The following is an 18,167-nucleotide window of genomic DNA, read 5'->3' as shown; positions in this document are numbered from 1 at the left end:
TAAATTATTTAAGAATCTGAAATACATCCTTGCATCTGAAACATTCCTGTGACTTTCATTCCTTTTGTTAAGGTTTCGAATCTCATGTTTTCTGGAGTAACGTACATATCAATAGTAAAAAAGTCTTTAATCTCGTCATTGGTGATTAGCCTAACAGTCATGATGTAAGCTTTTAAACTATGATCATCTAATAGACTGGTCTCTCTAAAATCTTCAACGTCTCCTATAAAATCAAAGCACCCAAAATTTGGCATGTCTTTACTAGGAAAATATCCTGTAAACTCATCGCTATATGACACTTCACCAGACTTATCATTAGTATGAATATCTAATACGAATGCAATACCGCTAATATGAATATTTAAGTTCTTCTCGTTAAGATACCTACTTCTATGTTCAGCATAATCGGTTGCATAATACCAAATCCCAAAGGTATCTCTCGCCTTACCCGAAACAATAGCTTCTAAATTGTCGACATTTTCCCATTCTTGAATATCACGATGTTCAACATCAACAACATATTGAGTTTTAATCACAGGCATTAATGTTATAGGGTCTCCTGCTTTTAATACGCCTTTAAAATCCACATCATCAAAACTCACATTAGAGGTCACAATCCCAGAATTGTCATCATCACCTACTCCAGCCATCGCCAAGGCAAAATACTCTTTTAGTATTTGACTTCCGTCTTTATTATTAAACCTGTCAAAACCAAAAATTCCGCTCCAAGTACTATTTAAACCATGTGTGTTAGATTTAGTTATTGTAAGTCCGATATCATTAGTAACCGCTGGGATTTCCATAGTCGCTCTATCCTGGAAATAATCCTTCTCTTCGAGTTGTGTTTTAAAAACAGCATTATTTTCTTCGTGAGAATATCCAAATAATCCGTGGTAATTAATGCCTTCTTCATCAAAAGTATAAGGCATAGCAATATGCCCCTTTTCAAGCTGATTAAAACCATAGGCAATTGAAATAGATTTAAATTCGTCGTCTTGAAGTGCCACATCATGACTTTTATTTTCTGAATCAAACTCAGAGTGATATAAAATAGCATACGATTTAATTTGACCTGTCGCTAATTCTTTTTCAAAACGTTCTTTCATGAGTTCTACAACAACGTCCGAATTAAGTGAATAAGCACCACTCTCATCAAAAACATATAAGAAACCAACAAGCTCTCCATTAGGCTTTTCATATGCTGAAATTGGAGCATAATTACCCTGCTGTTGCATTCCTGTATAACACATCAAATAAGCATAATAAGGTTCTAACGGTTTAAATAATTCATTTTCAGAAGTATGTTCTGTCTTGTTATTTGGTGTGTTTTTGCTGTTTTTTTTATTGAAAAAATCGAATAATCCCATACTAGTTTTCTATTGAAAATTACAGAAACCAAGGTAATAAAAAGCACAAATTTTTAACCATAAAGTGTCTAAAATTTAGAACAAACTTTTAACAAAACCCTAAATGACTCAGGCTTACTTTTTAAGCCTAAAATCAGTACCTTTGCAACTTTGCTATTTAAACAAACAATTTCAATATCATTTATGACCAAATTTGACGACGCTATTGAGGTAAAAGGAGCCAGAGTACATAACCTAAAAAACATTGATGTTACAATTCCTCGTGAGCAATTGGTCGTGATTACTGGTCTATCTGGTAGTGGAAAATCATCGCTCGCATTTGATACTATTTATGCCGAAGGTCAACGTCGTTATATTGAAACCTTCTCAGCTTATGCACGTCAGTTTTTAGGAGGGTTAGAACGTCCAGATGTTGATAAGATTGACGGCCTTTCGCCTGTTATTGCCATTGAGCAAAAAACAACAAGTAAATCTCCACGTTCTACTGTGGGAACCATCACCGAAATTTACGATTTCCTGCGTTTGCTCTATGCTAGAGCTAGCGATGCCTATAGCTACAATACTGGAGAAAAAATGGTGAGTTATAGTGACGAACAAATCAAGGAACTTATTAAAGATAGTTACAAAGGAAAACGCATTAACGTATTATCTCCTATTGTGCGTTCTCGTAAAGGTCATTATCGTGAACTTTTCGAACAGATTGCAAAGCAAGGGTTTGTCAAGGTTAGAACAGATGGCGAAATTCGGGATCTTGTTAAAGGAATGAAACTAGATCGTTACAAAACACACGATATCGAAATTGTTATTGATCGTCTAAAAATTGATGATACTGACGACAATGACAAGCGCCTTACCGAAACAATAAACACAGCCATGTATCATGGTGATGATGTGCTTATGGTTCTTGACCATGACACTAATGAAACGCGCTATTTTAGTAGAAATTTAATGTGTCCGTCCTCTGGTGTTTCCTACCCGAATCCGGAGCCAAATAATTTCTCTTTTAACTCTCCAAAGGGCGCATGTGCCACCTGTAATGGTATAGGTACTTTGTACCAAGTTAATGAGAATAAAATTGTACCAGACGAGGCCATATCTATTAAAGCAGGTGCTTTAGCTCCGCATGGACCACAAAAAAACAGCTGGATATTTAAACAGTTCGAAACCATCGCTCAACGCTTCAATTTTAATCTAAGTGATGCCTTTAAAGACATTCCTGAAGAAGCCAAACAAATGATTTTGTATGGTGGCAACGATAAATTCTCAGTTGAAAGTAAAACCTTGGGCGTTACTCGTGAATACAAAATAGATTTTGAAGGTGTTGCCAATTTTATCGAAAGTCAATATAAAAATGCCGAAACAACGTCTTTAAAACGTTGGGCAAAAGATTATATGGACAAAGTAAAATGTCCAACTTGCGAGGGGTCACGTTTGAGAAAAGAATCCTTATATTTTAAAGTTAACAATTTGAATATTGCCGAATTAGCGCATAAAGATATTGTTGATTTAGCAGATTGGTTTAATACCATACATGAAAATTTAACGGATAAACAATTCAAGATTGCAGAAGAAATAATTAAAGAAATTAAAGCGCGATTGCAATTTTTATTAGACGTTGGTTTAAACTATTTATCACTTAATAGAAGTTCAAAATCGTTATCTGGTGGTGAAGCTCAGCGTATTAGATTAGCAACCCAAATTGGGTCGCAATTGGTGGGCGTACTTTATATTTTGGATGAGCCTAGTATTGGATTACACCAACGCGATAATGAAAAACTCATCAATTCACTGGTAGCACTTAGAGATATTGGAAACTCAGTCATCGTTGTTGAACATGACAAGGATATGATAGAACGCGCAGATTATGTCATTGATATTGGGCCTAAAGCAGGAAAATATGGCGGTGAAATTATAAGTATTGGCGGCCCGAAGGAATTATTAACACATAACACGTTAACAGCAGATTACCTCAATGGAACCAAAGAGATTCCTGTTCCTAAGAAACGTCGAAAAGGCAATGGTAAAACTATAGAGCTAAAAGGTTGTACAGGAAATAATCTTAAAAACGTTTCGGTGAAATTTCCTTTAGGAAAAATGATTGGAGTTACTGGAGTTTCAGGAAGTGGCAAATCAACACTTATTAATGAGACCCTCTACCCTATTATGAACGCCTATTATTTTAATGGTGTTAGAAAACCTATGCCTTATAAGAGCATTAAAGGATTGGAACATTGTGATAAGGTTATAGATATCAACCAATCTCCTATTGGTCGTACACCTCGCAGTAATCCTGCTACTTACACAGGAACATTTAGTGAAATACGAAGTTTATTTGCCAAAATCCCTGAAGCCATGATACGTGGTTATAAACCAGGACGTTTCAGCTTTAATGTTAAAGGAGGTCGTTGTGAAACCTGCCAAGGTGGTGGACTACGTGTTATCGAAATGAATTTCCTTCCAGATGTCTATGTTGAATGCGAGACATGTCAAGGAAAACGTTTTAACAGAGAAACCTTAGAAATTCGCTATAAGGGAAAATCAATAAGTGATGTTTTGAATATGACCATTTCCGAGGCTGTAGATTTTTTTGAACACATTCCGAAAATTTATAAAAAACTCAAAACGATAAAAGACGTCGGATTAGGTTACATTACACTTGGTCAACAAAGCACAACACTTTCTGGTGGAGAAGCGCAACGTATTAAATTAGCTACAGAATTAAGCAAACGTGACACAGGTAATACCTTTTACATACTCGACGAACCAACAACAGGTTTGCATTTTGAAGATATACGCGTTTTAATGCTTGTGCTCAATAAATTGGTAGATAAGGGCAATACGATTTTAATTATTGAACACAATCTAGACGTCATTAAAATGGCAGATCATATTATTGATATTGGTTATGAAGGTGGTCAAGGCGGTGGAAATGTAGTCGCTAAAGGAACACCCGAAGAAATTATAAAAGATAAAAAGAGTTACACTGCGAAGTTTCTTAAAAAAGAACTAAATTAGCAGGTTGACTTAAGTTTAAAAATAAAGACAAAGTATATATATGAGAAAAGAACAACATCACAAAGGTTGGAATGAGATTAAAACAAATGACTCTTGGGCAATTTTTAAAATCATGGGTGAATTCGTAAATGGTTACGAAAAACTTAGTAAAATTGGACCATGTGTCTCTATTTTTGGTTCGGCTAGAACAAAGCCAGATCATAAGTATTATAAATTAGCAGAAGAAGTTGCCTCAAAAATAGTAGAACATGGCTATGGTGTTATTACTGGTGGTGGACCAGGTATCATGGAAGCTGGTAACAAAGGGGCTCATATTGCTGGCGGAACGTCGGTTGGGTTAAACATAGAATTACCTTTTGAACAACATGACAATCCATACATTGATAATGATAAGAGTTTAGATTTTGATTATTTCTTTGTGAGAAAAGTAATGTTTGTCAAATACTCACAAGGCTTTGTTGTTATGCCAGGAGGCTTTGGAACACTTGATGAACTTTTTGAAGCGATTACCTTAATTCAAACAAATAAAATTGAAAAATTCCCAATTATCCTTGTCGGTACCGAGTTTTGGAACGGCTTAATGGATTGGGTTAAACAAACCTTACTTGAGGCACATAATAATATTAGTGCTAAAGATTTAGATTTAATTCATGTTGTAGATACAGGAGATGAAGTGATTAGCATACTCGATAAATTCTATAAAGAGTATGGCCTGAGTCCTAATTTCTAAATAGACAACTACAAAATTTCAAGATTACCGCTATGATTAAGAAATTATGTCTTACTGTTTTTTCGTGTGCCTTAATGTTTCAATCACTTAATGCGCAGGAAAACTTTAAACTTATGTTTTATAACGTATTAAATTTTCCGCTTGGAAATGCAGTTCCTAATCGTTTACAATACCTAGAATTGGTACTCGACGATTATAGGCCCGACATATTTATGGTTTGTGAATTGAATAATTTAAACGGAGCGAACACTATTTTAAGTTCATTGCAATTTATAAATTCAGATTACCAAAGTGCAACTTTTGAACTTAATACCTCAGACGACACTGGAAGTAATCAAAATGACTTACAACAGTTGCTTTATTACGATAGCTCAAAATTCATTTTGGAAAGTCAGAATGCAGTTACTACTATTTTTAGAGATTTCAACCATTATAGGCTAAAACTCAACTCGATAAATCAAGATTCTAACCCTGTCATATTAGATGTTATCGTGTGCCACTTGAAGGCCTCTCAAGGTGTTGATAATCAAAATTTACGTTTGCAAATGGTAAATGATTTGACAACTTATCTCAATTCATTTCCAGCAAATAGTAATGTTGTGTTAGCTGGAGATTTTAACGTATATACCAGTTCAGAGCCTGCATTTCAAGAGATTATTGATACAGCCAATAATAATACTATAAAATTTATTGACCCTGCAAATCGCATTGGGAGTTGGCATAATAACTCTAATTATATTGATGTTATGACACAGTCTACAAGAACTCAAACAGGCTTAGGCGGTTCTACTGGTGGTTTTGATGATCGATTTGATTTTATAATGACCTCTTCAATAATGAGCAGCAACCCAGAATTATCATATGTAGATGGGACTTATGATGTTTATGGAAACAATGAAAATCCAACATGCTATAACCAAGAAATTAACTCTTCTGATTGTTCTGGCACAGACTTTTCATTTAACATTAGAGATGCCTTATACAATTTTAGTGATCATCTTCCCGTTACATTAGAACTCCAAACCAATCAATCGCTAAGTGTTAGTGATAATTTGGTTGAAGATACCATCTCTATTGTTGGCACAAACGTTGTTGATGAAACTCTAAAACTTAAAATCAAAGCGAGCTTGCAGTACCAAATATCATTATCGATATTTAATAGCTTAGGACAGGCCGTAAAAACCATTAACGTTGATAATACGTTAATACAAATAGACGCTTCGCAGCTTGCTGCTGGCATATATTATATAACAAGCTCTAAATTTCAGTTTGAACCTTTAAAATTTATAGTCGCGCATTGAAACTAAATCGGGTTTTATTTATTGGTCTTCTTTTATGGAGTACGCTTGCTACTGGTCAAAACAAAATCGACCTGAAGGCTGCTATAGATGTATACACTAAAACCATAAAAATTGATCAGCGTATTGTATATCACAATGAAAGCAATGATACGTTAAGATCTATTTATTTAAACAATTGGAATAATGCTTATTCAACCAAAACAACACCTTTAGCCAAACGTTTTACCGAAGAATTTAATGATAAATTTCATTTTGCAAAAAGTGAACAACGTGGCTTTACACTAATTACTAAATTAGAAGATAACGCCAATCAAACCTTAACATTTTCATCACTTAAAGCACATCCAGATATTTTAAAGGTAAACCTTAAAACCCCTATACTACCTAATCAATCGTATGATATTACCCTGAGTTATAATGTTGTCTTACCCGATGATAGTTTTACAGGTTACGGTATTACTCCAGAAAAAGACTTTAACCTTAAATATTGGTACATCACTCCGGCTGTTTACGATGGGCAATGGCAATACTATAGCAACAAAAACCTTGACGATTTATATATTCCTGCTGCAGATTTAACGTTTCAAATTGAGTTCCCTTTGAACTATCAACTCATTTCCGAACTCAACACTATTGATATTAAACAAACTAAAGATCATCAAACGTTTTATCTCTACGGAAAAAATAGAGTAAATACCCAGTTGATACTAACAAAGTTTTCAGATTTCAAATTTGTACAAACTGATGATTTCACTATTTTCTCTAATTTATCTAATGAAGGTGTCCCTTCCGAAGAAAAGGCATTGATTACAGATAAGGTTACACGCTTTATTACTGAACACTTAGGGAAGTATCCGCATGAACGTTTATTAATAACCAAAGGGGATTACAAAAAAGATCCATTATACGGATTAAATCAGCTTCCAGATTTTATCAGACCTTTTCCAGATAACTTTCAGTATGAACTAAAACTTTTAAAAACTGCTTTAAATAATTATTTAGAGAATACCTTATTAATAAACCCAAGAAAGGATTATTGGCTGCGTGATGGTATTCAAATTTATTTCTTGATGAAATATGTCGAAACGTACTATCCTGACACAAAATTGTTGGGAACATTAGCAAACATTTGGGGCATACGTTCTTTCCATGCCTCAGATTTGGATTATAACGACCAGTTCAAACTATTTTTTATGCAAATGGCCAGAACTAATCGTGACCAACCACTTACGACATCCAAAGACTCCTTATTGAAATTTAACGCCAACATTGCTGGAAAATATAAAGCGGGTATTGGTTTACGCTATTTAGATGATTTCATTAACGAGGATATCATGGAACAAAGTATTTCAGAATATTTAAAGACCAATCAGTTAAAAATTACGAATTCAGAGTATTTCCAAAACCTCATCACATCTAAAACTCCAAAAGAAATCAATTGGTTTTTTAAAGATTATGTTGACTCAAGAACAAAAATTGATTTTAAAATAAAAGATGTCGAAAAGACCCAAGATTCTATAACACTTACTATTAAAAATAAGAGGAAAAACACAATGCCTATATCTTTATTCGCACTGAATAATGATTCTGTCCTTTCTAAATCCTGGATTGAAAATGTTGGCGGCCTAAAAACCTTAACCATTCCTCGAGATAGCACTAACAAGTTGGTTCTCAACTATGATAATACAATTCCCGAGTTTAATTTAAGAGATAATTACAAATCATTAAAAGGTTTCTTTTTTAACAACAAACCTTTTCAGTTTAGGCTTATCAAAGACGTAGAAGACCCAAATTACAACCAAGTCTTTATCATGCCTCAAGTAGAGTTTAGGAATATTTATGACGGACTAACATTAGGCGCCAAATTTTACAACAAAACGGTACTCAGAAAAAAATTGAATTATAAATTATCTCCTGTTTATGCTACAAAATCAAAATCGATAACTGGTAGTAGTAATATTTTTTACACTCACTTTTTAGAAGATACAGACTTATATAATATTACTTATGGCATATTTGCCAAATACAACTCTTTTGCCGAAGATTCGTTTGTAACGATTTTAACGCCTAGTTTAACCTTATTCTTTAGGGATAACGACGATTTTAGGTCTGATAAATCAAAATTTTTAAATTTAAGATACCTCAGCATTTCTCGAGACGTTGGTGAGAATGCTATCATTGATGATCTATTAGAACCTGATTATAGCGTATTTAATATAAGATACATTAGCTCAAATCCAGGACTGGTAAATTTCAACAAATGGTACTACGACGTTCAGTTTGCAAAGAAATTTGGAAAGGTATCTCTAAATTACGAATACAGGAAGTTATCAGAGTCAAATAGGCAATTTAACGTACGGTTATTTGCTGGAACATTTTTATACAACAGAACCGATACGAACTCAGACTATTTTAGCTTTGCTCTAGACAGACCAACAGATTATCTCTTTGATTATAATTATTTAGGTAGGTCTGAAGCCTCTGGAATTTTCAGTCAGCAAATTATTATTGCAGAAGGTGGTTTTAAATCTAAATTAGAAACGCCTTTTGCCAATCAATGGATGACTACTGCTAATGTAAGTACAACCATTTGGAAATATATAGAAGCCTATGGTGATGTTGGTTTGGTTAAAAACAAAGGCGTTAGTCCTGCTTTCGTATATGACTCCGGAATCAAACTAGACCTCGTTACCGATTATTTTGAATTATACTTTCCTATCTATTCTAATTTAGGTTGGGAAATTGGACAACCTAATTACGATCAGAAAATTAGAATCAAATTTACAGTAGACCCTCAAGCTTTATTGGGTCTTTTTAGAAGAAAATGGTATTAACATATTCTTAGCTATAATGTCTTTTTTTGAGCTTTTTTAAAAATATTATAAAAAAAGCATCATTTTTTTGACAAATCTTTAATAATATAACAATATCCAATGTTGTAACATAAGCAAAAAATAGCTAAATTTGCAATGCTGTCTTCAGAAGAAAACACGCATCTCGCAAAAATAATTCACAACTATGTCTACAAAAACGAAAGCTACTACCGATATGACTTTTGAAGACTTCAAAAATGAAGTCTTAAACGATTATAAAATCGCAACTACAAGTAGAGAATGTAGTTTGTTAGGTCGTCGTGAAGTACTTACGGGTAAGGCAAAATTTGGAATCTTCGGAGATGGTAAAGAAATACCGCAATTAGCATGGGCCAAAGTATTTAAAAATGGGGATTTTCGTTCGGGATACTATCGCGATCAAACCTTTATGATGGCTATAGACAAACTTAATATCCAACAATTTTTTGCAGGGTTATACGCGCATACTTCTATTGAAGCCGATCCAATGAGTGCGGGACGACAAATGGGAGGTCACTTTGGAACTCATAGTCTTGATGACAATGGTGAATGGAAAAATTTAACTGAGCAAAAAAATTCGAGCGCAGATATCTCTCCAACTGCTGGTCAAATGCCAAGACTCTTAGGTTTAGCACAAGCTTCAAAAATTTATAGAAACGTAGATGGTATTGACACTACAAAATTTTCAAAAGAAGGAAATGAAATAGCATGGGGAACTATTGGTAATGCAAGTACTAGCGAAGGATTGTTTTTTGAAACAATTAATGCAGCCGGCGTTTTACAGGTACCAATGGTGATTAGCATTTGGGATGATGAATATGGTATTTCTGTTCATGCTAAACATCAAACAACTAAAGAAAATATCTCAGAAATCTTAAAAGGTCTTCAAAGAGATAAAGACAATAAAGGTTATGAAATTCTCAAAGTAAACGGCTGGGACTATTCTGCTTTAATCGACACCTACCAACAAGCCGAGAAAATTGCTCGAGAAGAACATGTACCAGTCATGATTCATGTAGTAGAACTCACTCAACCTCAAGGCCATTCAACATCAGGATCTCACGAACGTTATAAAAGCAAAGAACGCTTAGAATGGGAAAGGCAATACGATTGTATCGTTCAAATGCGCCAGTGGATGATAAGCAACAATATTGCAACTGAAGACGAATTAGACGCCTTAGATAAAACCATTAAGAAACAAGTTAGAGATGGAAAAAAAGCCGCTTGGAATGCTTATCTCGAACCAATTTTAGATGAACAATCACAAGCGATTACATTAATTACTTCTGTTGCAGAGTCTAGTGCTAACAAAGTGTTTATTTCAAAAATCATAAACGATTTAAAGGACATAAGCGAGCCAGGTAGAAAAGACATTCTTTCTGCAGCTAGAAAAACATTACGTTATCTTGTTGGTGAAACATCTACTGAAAAAGTGGCGCTTCAAAATTGGATCAATGCTTATATCGAAACTGTACAACCAAAATATAGTTCACACTTATATAGTGAATCCAAAAAATCTGTTTTAAATGCTTCGGAAATCGAACCAACCTATTCGGACGATTCAGAGTTAGTTGATGCGCGCTTAATCTTGAGAGATAATTTCGATGCCATTTTCAATACTTATCCTGAAGCCTTAATCTTTGGAGAAGATTCTGGAAATATTGGTGATGTTAATCAGGGTCTTGAAGGTTTACAAGAGAAATATGGCGAATTGCGAGTGGCAGATGCTGGAATTAGAGAAGCCACCATACTTGGACAAGGTATAGGAATGGCTATGAGAGGATTAAGACCAATTGCCGAAATTCAATATCTAGACTATATTCTGTACGCTCTCCAAATTATGAGTGATGACTTAGCAACTTTACAATATAGAACAAAAGGAAAACAAAAAGCACCGCTAATTGTTAGAACTCGAGGCCATAGATTAGAAGGAATTTGGCATTCTGGTTCTCAATTGGGAGGTATTATTAACCTGGTTAGAGGAATTCATGTCCTAGTACCACGAAACATGACAAAAGCTGCAGGTTTTTATAACACGCTTTTAGGATGTGACGAACCAGCACTAATCATCGAGTGTTTGAATGGGTACCGTTTAAAAGAAAAAATGCCATCTAACATAGGTGAATTCAAAACGCCAATTGGTGTAGTAGAAACGATTAAAGAAGGAACAGATATTACATTAGTATCGTATGGTTCTACCCTAAGAATTGTTGAGCAAACTGCAAAAGAACTATTGGAAGTTGGTATAGACGCCGAAGTTATTGATATACAATCATTGTTGCCATTTGATATTAATCACGACATTGTAAAAAGCGTTGCTAAAACAAATCGTTTAATGGTCATCGACGAGGACGTTCCTGGAGGAGCTTCTGCCTATATCTTGAACGAAATCGTAAATACTCAAAATGCTTTTCAATATTTAGATAGTCAACCAAAAACATTAGCAGCACAATCACATCGTCCTGCATATGGTACTGATGGGGACTATTTCTCAAAACCTTCAGCAGAAGATATTTTTGAAGCCGTTTATGGAGTGATGCATGAAGTAAATCCAACTGATTTTCCTGAATTGCGATAATATAGGGTCATAAATTAGAGTCTTGATTAAACCTTTTCATCTAAAAAAGGTCTAATGTAAAAACTAATTTATGCGAACAGTACTCCTACTTATAATTTGCTTATGCCTATTGTCATGTAGCAATGATGATAATTTGGTATCCATTACAGAAAACGACGTTTTAAATTTTTCGGATATCTTATCCATAGATTTTGAAAATTTACCAAACTACAGCAACCAAGTTATTCCGTCTTATATCACAAAAGACAATACCACTTTCGGTTCTAATATTACAGATGAAGCTGCAACTCTAGGTCGCGTATTATTTTATGATAAACAACTATCTTCAAATAATACAGTCTCTTGTGCTAGTTGCCATAAACAAGAATTTGCATTTAGTGATAATCTACAAGTGAGTAATGGTGTAAATGGGGTCACAGGAAGGCATTCTATGCGTTTGGTAAATGCCCGATTTTCGGATGAAACCCGATTCTTTTGGGATGAGCGCGCAGAAACTTTAGAAGTGCAATCAACAATGCCAATTCAAGATCATGTAGAAATGGGTTTTAGTGGTGAAAATGGAGACTTAAATTTTGGTGATCTTATTAGCAGACTAGAAAACACCAATTACTACCCTGCCCTATTCAATTTGGCCTTTGGTGATACGACAATATCAGAAGATAAAATCCAACTGGCTCTAGCACAATTCATTCGAAGTATTCAATCATTTGATAGCAGGTTTGATGAAGGCAGATCTTTGGTTAATAATAATGGAACTCCATTTCCCAATTACACGCAACAAGAAAATTTAGGTAAACAGTTGTTTCTACAAGCTCCAGTTTTTAATAATCAGAGCCAAAGAATTGATGGCGGTATTGGTTGTGCAGGATGCCACCAAGCTCCAGAGTTTAGCATTGACCCAAACTCACTTAACAATGGCGTAATTGGTTCTGCCGATAATTCTAGTGCAGATGTATTAGTAACACGTTCTCCTAGTTTGAGAGATGTGGTAAAATCTAACGGCACAGCAAACGGACAATTTATGCATATTGGAGTAAGTAGTAACCTAGTTACTGTTCTTAATCATTACGATAACATTAATTTGGCAGGAAATAACAACCTAGATCCTAGATTAAGACCTAACGGAATAGGCCAACAACTGAACTTAACTCAAGATGAACGTGATGCCGTAATTGCATTCATTCAAACATTGGCAGGTAGTGACATTTACACTAACAACAAATGGAGTAATCCGTTTAATGATTGATGCTAATAGAGCCTCTGAGTCCTTAAATTCTATTATGGTCCTAAAAACAGTTTGAAACTCTAGGAAAAACATGTTTAAAATTCATTGCACTCGTAATGGATTTTTTATATTTATACGAAAGAGACTAACCTATGCTTTCAAAACAAAATAAAGAACAACTAAGAGGTACAATTTTCAGACATCTTGATGGTATTGCAACTGCAACTTCGGCATTTGCACTCTATAAAAAAGGTGTTCTAGATTATATCATTCAACATAAAAAAGTGCAACTTAGCACGCTCACATCAGCATTTAATGCGAACGAAGGATATCTAAACGTGGCTCTACGGATTTTAGCCTCACAAGGTTGGTTAACACAACATTTAAGCATTGAAAAAAATGAAGTCTTTTTTGAAACAAACGATCTAAGTGAACAGGCTTTTAAATATGTTCCATTATATGAAGAGGCCGTTAATTTACTTCACTACTCTGTTAGATTCCCGGAAGAACGTATAGGACCAGATGCCTTTAGCGCCTTAGAAAAAGTATTTCAGTCGTTCGAGCGTCAATTCGGAATTAATAGTCCCAGTGAAACTTCAGTAGAACATCAAATTTTAAAGCACATTGAAGGCTGCATTGTAGGTCCAATTATTGTACTCTTAGGTGTTAATGGACTATTTCATAAATATTTTATGGAAGCATCATTTACTGCCGAAGAATACCATAAAGACCCCGAAAGTTTTAAAAAAATACTCGATTTTTTTGCGCACTTAGGATGGTTCAATAAAAAAAAGAACACCTACCAATTTACAGACGAAGGTTTATTCTTTGCAAAACGAGCTAGTGCTTATGGTGTTACTGTTTCATATTTACCAACATTTATCCATTTGGATGATCTTATCTTCGGAAATGCAAACATCTTGAAAACCGAATCTCCAGATGATACCGAAAAACACGTTCATCGCGAAATGAATGTTTGGGGAAGCGGCGGAGCACACTCTACCTATTTTAAAGTTATTGATAGCGTCATTATTAAACTTTTTAATAAACCAATTGATGAACAACCGAAGGGTATTTTGGATATGGGCTGTGGCAATGGAGCATTTATTCAGCATATATTTGATGTTATAGAATATCAAACATTAAGAGGAAAAATGCTGGATGAGCACCCATTACTTTTAGTTGGTGCAGATTTTAATCAGGCCGCTTTAAAAGTAACTCGTGCTAACTTGATAAAAGCCGATATCTGGGCAAAGGTAATTTGGGGCGATATTGGAAGACCTGATATATTAGCTAAAGATTTAAAAGAAGATTATAACATTGAACTTAGAGACTTACTTAATGTTAGGACATTCTTGGATCATAATCGTATTTGGGAAGCACCAAAACATACAACAAGTCGTGTAAGCAATTCAACAGGAGCCTATGCTACTTCAGGCCAAAGAATACCTAATAACTTGGTTGAAGATTCGTTATTAGAGCATCTCAATAAATGGAAACCTTATGTGGAACGTTTCGGTTTATTAATGATTGAATTACATACAGTAAAACCTGATCTTGTAGCAAGTCATATTGGAAAAACTGCAGCAACAGCATATGATGCAACGCATGGTTATAGCGACCAATATATTCTTGAAGTTGATGTATTCAATCGAGTTGCTAAAGAGGCTGGTTTATATCCTGATGAAAATTATGCTTCAAAATTCCCAAACAATGAACTGGCTACTGTAAGTGTCAATCTATTAAAAGGTAATTAACCAAACCATTATAACTATGAAAAAAAATTATACAGATTTAGCTTTACTATTGTTAAGACTAGGTTTTGGTGGATTTATGCTAACTCATGGTATTCCAAAATTGAAAATGCTCTCTGATCCCTCTGGTTTTCCAGATCCATTACATTTGGGATCTACAATATCCTTAATTTTATGTCTTATTGGTGAAGTTATTGCGCCTATTCTAATTATTGTAGGTTATAAAACAAAATTGGCAGCCATACCAGCTGCGCTAACCATGCTGATAGCCGCCTTTATCGTTCATGGTAAAGATGATTTAGCAACTAAAGAACTTGCTATACTTTACATGGTAGCATTTCTGGTTTTATTTTTAGCAGGTTCTGGTAAACACGCTTTAGACGGATTAAGAAAATAATGGAAGAAAACAAAACACTTGTCACGCGCGATTGGTTAGCTATAGAACGTACCAAACTCGCCAACGAACGTACTTTTCTAGCCTACTTTAGAACATTCCTCGTTTTTTTGGGAACTGGAGTTACTATTCTAAAACTTAAGTTTTTTTCAGACTTAAGGTCATATGGCGTTATATTAATAATTGTGTCTGCCATTCTATTGTTCATAGGAATCTATAGATTATTTAAGGTTAGAAGAACTATTAGAAAGCATTATAACTTATAATAGATTTTGTAAAAAACTCATTACTATATCATTGTGGCGTAATTATTGTATTTTCGTCTGCTGTATCTTCTGAACACTTCAGAAGACACTACTTAAAATCAATGAATTCTATTATGAAAAAAATTATCCTAATGGCCTTAATGGTCATCCCTATGGTAACTTATGCTCAAAAAATTAAAGTCAAAAAAGGGGTTGTCACTTTTGATGGCAAAGAAGTCGCTAAAGTAAATACAGAACTACGCGACAATTATTTATTTTCAACACTTTCTGGAGAGAAGGCCTTTGATGTTGTTTTTAAAGGATTATCTGCCTCTAATACAGAAGGATTTCAATGGCTAGAATTAACTTCTGCCAGTGGGCAAAAAACCGAAATTCCTTATGAGGTTTTAATGACTTCTTTTAGCTCTACCAAACTCATTATTAAGCTCCTTAGTGCCAAATACGGCTTGATTACTTCAAACGGAATTGACATGGCACAAGTAGACGATTTTTTTGCACAGGAGCGTGAAGTTCTTAGCGATAAATACATGAAAAATGTGGTCTCAGCAAAGGCAGATCAAGCCGAACGCAAAGCCAAAATTGGACGATATAACGCTTTTGTAAAAGACGATGGAACCATTGTTTTTGGAGGTTCAACAGGTTCGAAAATCATGGGACGTGTGTCTTATGGAAACAATACTTACAGCGTAATTGACTTAGATGGCATTACCGTTGGAACAGCAAAAGGGTGTTCAACGTGTACAACCGTAAAAGCTAAAACATTTACGGATGAAGAGTTTGAGTTTGATTATGGCTCAAGAACTATGATGACTGGACGTTTTTCGAGATCATTCGGACAAATATTTGTTGAGGAACTCTTGGGAAGAGACTATAAACTTGGTCGTGAGGCTAAAGCCTATAAAGCACGTTTACATAAAGAAAAAGTAAAAGTTGCTAAAGAAAATAGCGTTAACCTATATGGTGTTCCAGGAACAGTAATTGATGATGATGGAAAAAAATATACTGGAACGGTTTATGTGATTTTTGAAAAACTTCAACTAGATCCTACTCAGCAAGAAAGTGACCTATACGACATGAATTCCGTAGATAAATTTGGAAAATTTGTAAGCGTTAAATACAAAAATGATAAAGGTAGACCACGTACTAAGAAATTTGCTGCCAGAAATAATATTAAATTTTGTGCTAGCGATGATGGTGTAGAGAAGTGCTTTATGGGAATGAAAACCAAAGGAAATGCCCTTAAGAAATTATCTAATGCAGGTAGTTTAGGTTTTGACAACTCATATTTCTATGAAATCATCTACGATTCTAATGGCCACATGGTACTGTCAAAACCTGGAGAACCAAATACTTATGTTTTAAAATTTACCGACAAAAAGGTCGGTTTTATGATTGATGAACGTAAAAATGAGAAAATCTCTGCAGCTTTGGCTAAATTTATATCCAATTGTAAATCACTTTCAGAAGATTTAAATAACAACGAGTTTGACTTGAGTAATCTGGAAAACCTTAAAACAATTATTAATGAATATGCAACTTGTAAATAGTTGTATGTATTAGATAAACTAAAAAAAGGCTACCAAAATGGTAGCCTTTTTTTAGTATCTTGACCTATCAAACAAATGCGACAAATATTAATTCATGAAAGCTGTTTCCGTTGTCACCATAAGAAAAGAACTTAAATATAAATCCAACGAGGAATTAGCAGAATTGTGTCTTCGTTTATCACGTTTCAAAAAAGAAAACAAAGAACTCCTCACCTATTTACTCTTTGAATCTGATAGTGAAGAAGGTTATATTGAAACCGTTAAAGCTGAAATAGACGAACAGTTTGAACTCATAAACACCAACAGCTACTTTTATATCAAGAAAAGTGTTCGTAAAATTTTACGAAATACAAAAAAATACATTAGATATTCACTTAATAAAGAAACCGAAGTAGAACTCCTGCTTTACGTTTGCAAAAAATTAAAAACGATGCGTCCTTCCATAAAACGAAACACAACGCTTTGTAACATTTATGAACGCAATATGGTTGCGATCAAGAAAAAAATACTTAACCTCCATGAAGACCTTCAGTATGACTATAGCGTTATGGTTGATGACATTGAAACATTATAAAATGATAAATTCAAAACACTTCAAAAATGCATTAGGAATCAAACCTATAAAGCTATTGATTATAACCTTAGCTATTAGTATTCTCCCAGCATTAAGTCTTGCTCAAGATGATAAAACACCTGTTCTTGAAGCCTACTTTTCTGCCTTAATCGTAAATGACATGGACGTATCACTAGCTTGGTATACAGACGTTATCGGGCTAGAAATATTAAATACGCAGGAATCTCCAGACGCAGGTTTTAAACAAGCCAACTTAAAGCTCGGAAATATTTTAATTGAACTCATTGAACTCGACAAAGCCCAAGCTGTTGAAGATGCTATTCCCAACTATACTTCGAAAACACGTATTGAAGGTTTTTTTAAAATTGGTTTTTCTATGAACAATTTCGATGCTTGGATAAAGCACTTAAAATTAAAAAAAGTAGCGTTTCATGGTACGGTTGTAACCAATAAAACATCTGGAAAAAGAATGGTCATTGTTAAAGACCCAGACGGAAATCGCATTCAGTTTTTTGAAAAATAAATGTCGAGTTGCTAAGTCATCTTTTGAATACAAACGTTTCT

Annotated in this window: 13 protein-coding genes; 12 read left to right on the top strand and 1 reads right to left on the bottom strand. The window is 34.4% G+C overall.

Annotated elements, in window-relative coordinates; genetic code table 11:
• Positions 1-8 precede the first annotated feature (8 nt).
• Positions 9-1,367: a hypothetical protein gene (locus tag Q0893_RS14030; protein WP_299276742.1), complete on the bottom strand. Its 1,359-nt coding sequence runs from the start codon at positions 1,365-1,367 to the stop codon at positions 9-11.
• 183 nt (positions 1,368-1,550) lie between these two features.
• Between Q0893_RS14030 and uvrA the strand changes: the two genes are divergently transcribed.
• From uvrA to Q0893_RS13970, 12 genes are all read left to right on the top strand, one after another.
• Complete coding sequence (uvrA, locus tag Q0893_RS14025; RefSeq protein WP_298902979.1) at positions 1,551-4,382, top strand: excinuclease ABC subunit UvrA; 2,832 nt, start codon at positions 1,551-1,553, stop codon at positions 4,380-4,382.
• A gap of 40 nt (positions 4,383-4,422) precedes the next feature.
• Positions 4,423-5,112 carry a TIGR00730 family Rossman fold protein gene (locus Q0893_RS14020; protein ID WP_298902980.1) on the top strand — a complete coding sequence of 230 codons (690 nt, stop codon included), beginning with the start codon at positions 4,423-4,425 and terminating at the stop codon, positions 5,110-5,112.
• A 32-nt stretch (positions 5,113-5,144) separates the two neighbouring features.
• Positions 5,145-6,413: a hypothetical protein gene (locus Q0893_RS14015; RefSeq protein ID WP_299276737.1), complete on the top strand. Its 1,269-nt coding sequence runs from the start codon at positions 5,145-5,147 to the stop codon at positions 6,411-6,413.
• Positions 6,410-9,247, top strand: a complete 2,838-nt coding sequence (locus tag Q0893_RS14010) for a metalloprotease (RefSeq protein WP_299276734.1) — start codon at positions 6,410-6,412, stop codon at positions 9,245-9,247. Before Q0893_RS14015 ends, Q0893_RS14010 begins: the two co-directional genes overlap by 4 nt.
• 184 nt (positions 9,248-9,431) lie before the next feature.
• Positions 9,432-11,843 carry a thiamine pyrophosphate-dependent enzyme gene (locus Q0893_RS14005; protein WP_299276731.1) on the top strand — a complete coding sequence of 804 codons (2,412 nt, stop codon included), beginning with the start codon at positions 9,432-9,434 and terminating at the stop codon, positions 11,841-11,843.
• A 70-nt stretch (positions 11,844-11,913) separates the two neighbouring features.
• Positions 11,914-13,089, top strand: a complete 1,176-nt coding sequence (locus Q0893_RS14000) for a cytochrome c peroxidase (protein ID WP_299276728.1) — start codon at positions 11,914-11,916, stop codon at positions 13,087-13,089.
• A gap of 131 nt (positions 13,090-13,220) precedes the next feature.
• A complete protein-coding gene (locus Q0893_RS13995; protein WP_299276725.1) occupies positions 13,221-14,825 on the top strand; it encodes a class I SAM-dependent methyltransferase in 1,605 nt (534 codons plus the stop codon).
• A 16-nt stretch (positions 14,826-14,841) separates the two neighbouring features.
• Positions 14,842-15,219, top strand: coding sequence for a DoxX family protein (locus tag Q0893_RS13990; RefSeq protein ID WP_298902989.1), 378 nt, complete (start codon positions 14,842-14,844; stop codon positions 15,217-15,219).
• Positions 15,219-15,482, top strand: coding sequence for a DUF202 domain-containing protein (locus Q0893_RS13985; RefSeq protein WP_298902991.1), 264 nt, complete (start codon positions 15,219-15,221; stop codon positions 15,480-15,482). Before Q0893_RS13990 ends, Q0893_RS13985 begins: the two co-directional genes overlap by 1 nt.
• Positions 15,483-15,595: 113 nt before the next feature.
• Complete coding sequence (locus Q0893_RS13980; RefSeq protein ID WP_299276720.1) at positions 15,596-17,029, top strand: hypothetical protein; 1,434 nt, start codon at positions 15,596-15,598, stop codon at positions 17,027-17,029.
• Between the two features lie 94 nt (positions 17,030-17,123).
• Complete coding sequence (locus tag Q0893_RS13975; RefSeq protein ID WP_298902993.1) at positions 17,124-17,603, top strand: hypothetical protein; 480 nt, start codon at positions 17,124-17,126, stop codon at positions 17,601-17,603.
• Position 17,604: 1 nt separating this feature from the next.
• The gene (locus tag Q0893_RS13970; protein WP_298902994.1) at positions 17,605-18,126 is read left to right on the top strand and encodes a VOC family protein; all 522 of its coding nucleotides are present in this window, start codon (positions 17,605-17,607) and stop codon (positions 18,124-18,126) included.
• The last annotated feature ends 41 nt before the right edge of the window (positions 18,127-18,167 follow it).

The organism is uncultured Psychroserpens sp., assembly GCF_947494225.1.
Lineage (GTDB): Bacteria > Bacteroidota > Bacteroidia > Flavobacteriales > Flavobacteriaceae > Psychroserpens.
The sequence above is the reverse complement of the archived record's forward strand: the minus strand, read 5'-3'. Positions and strand labels throughout refer to the sequence as shown.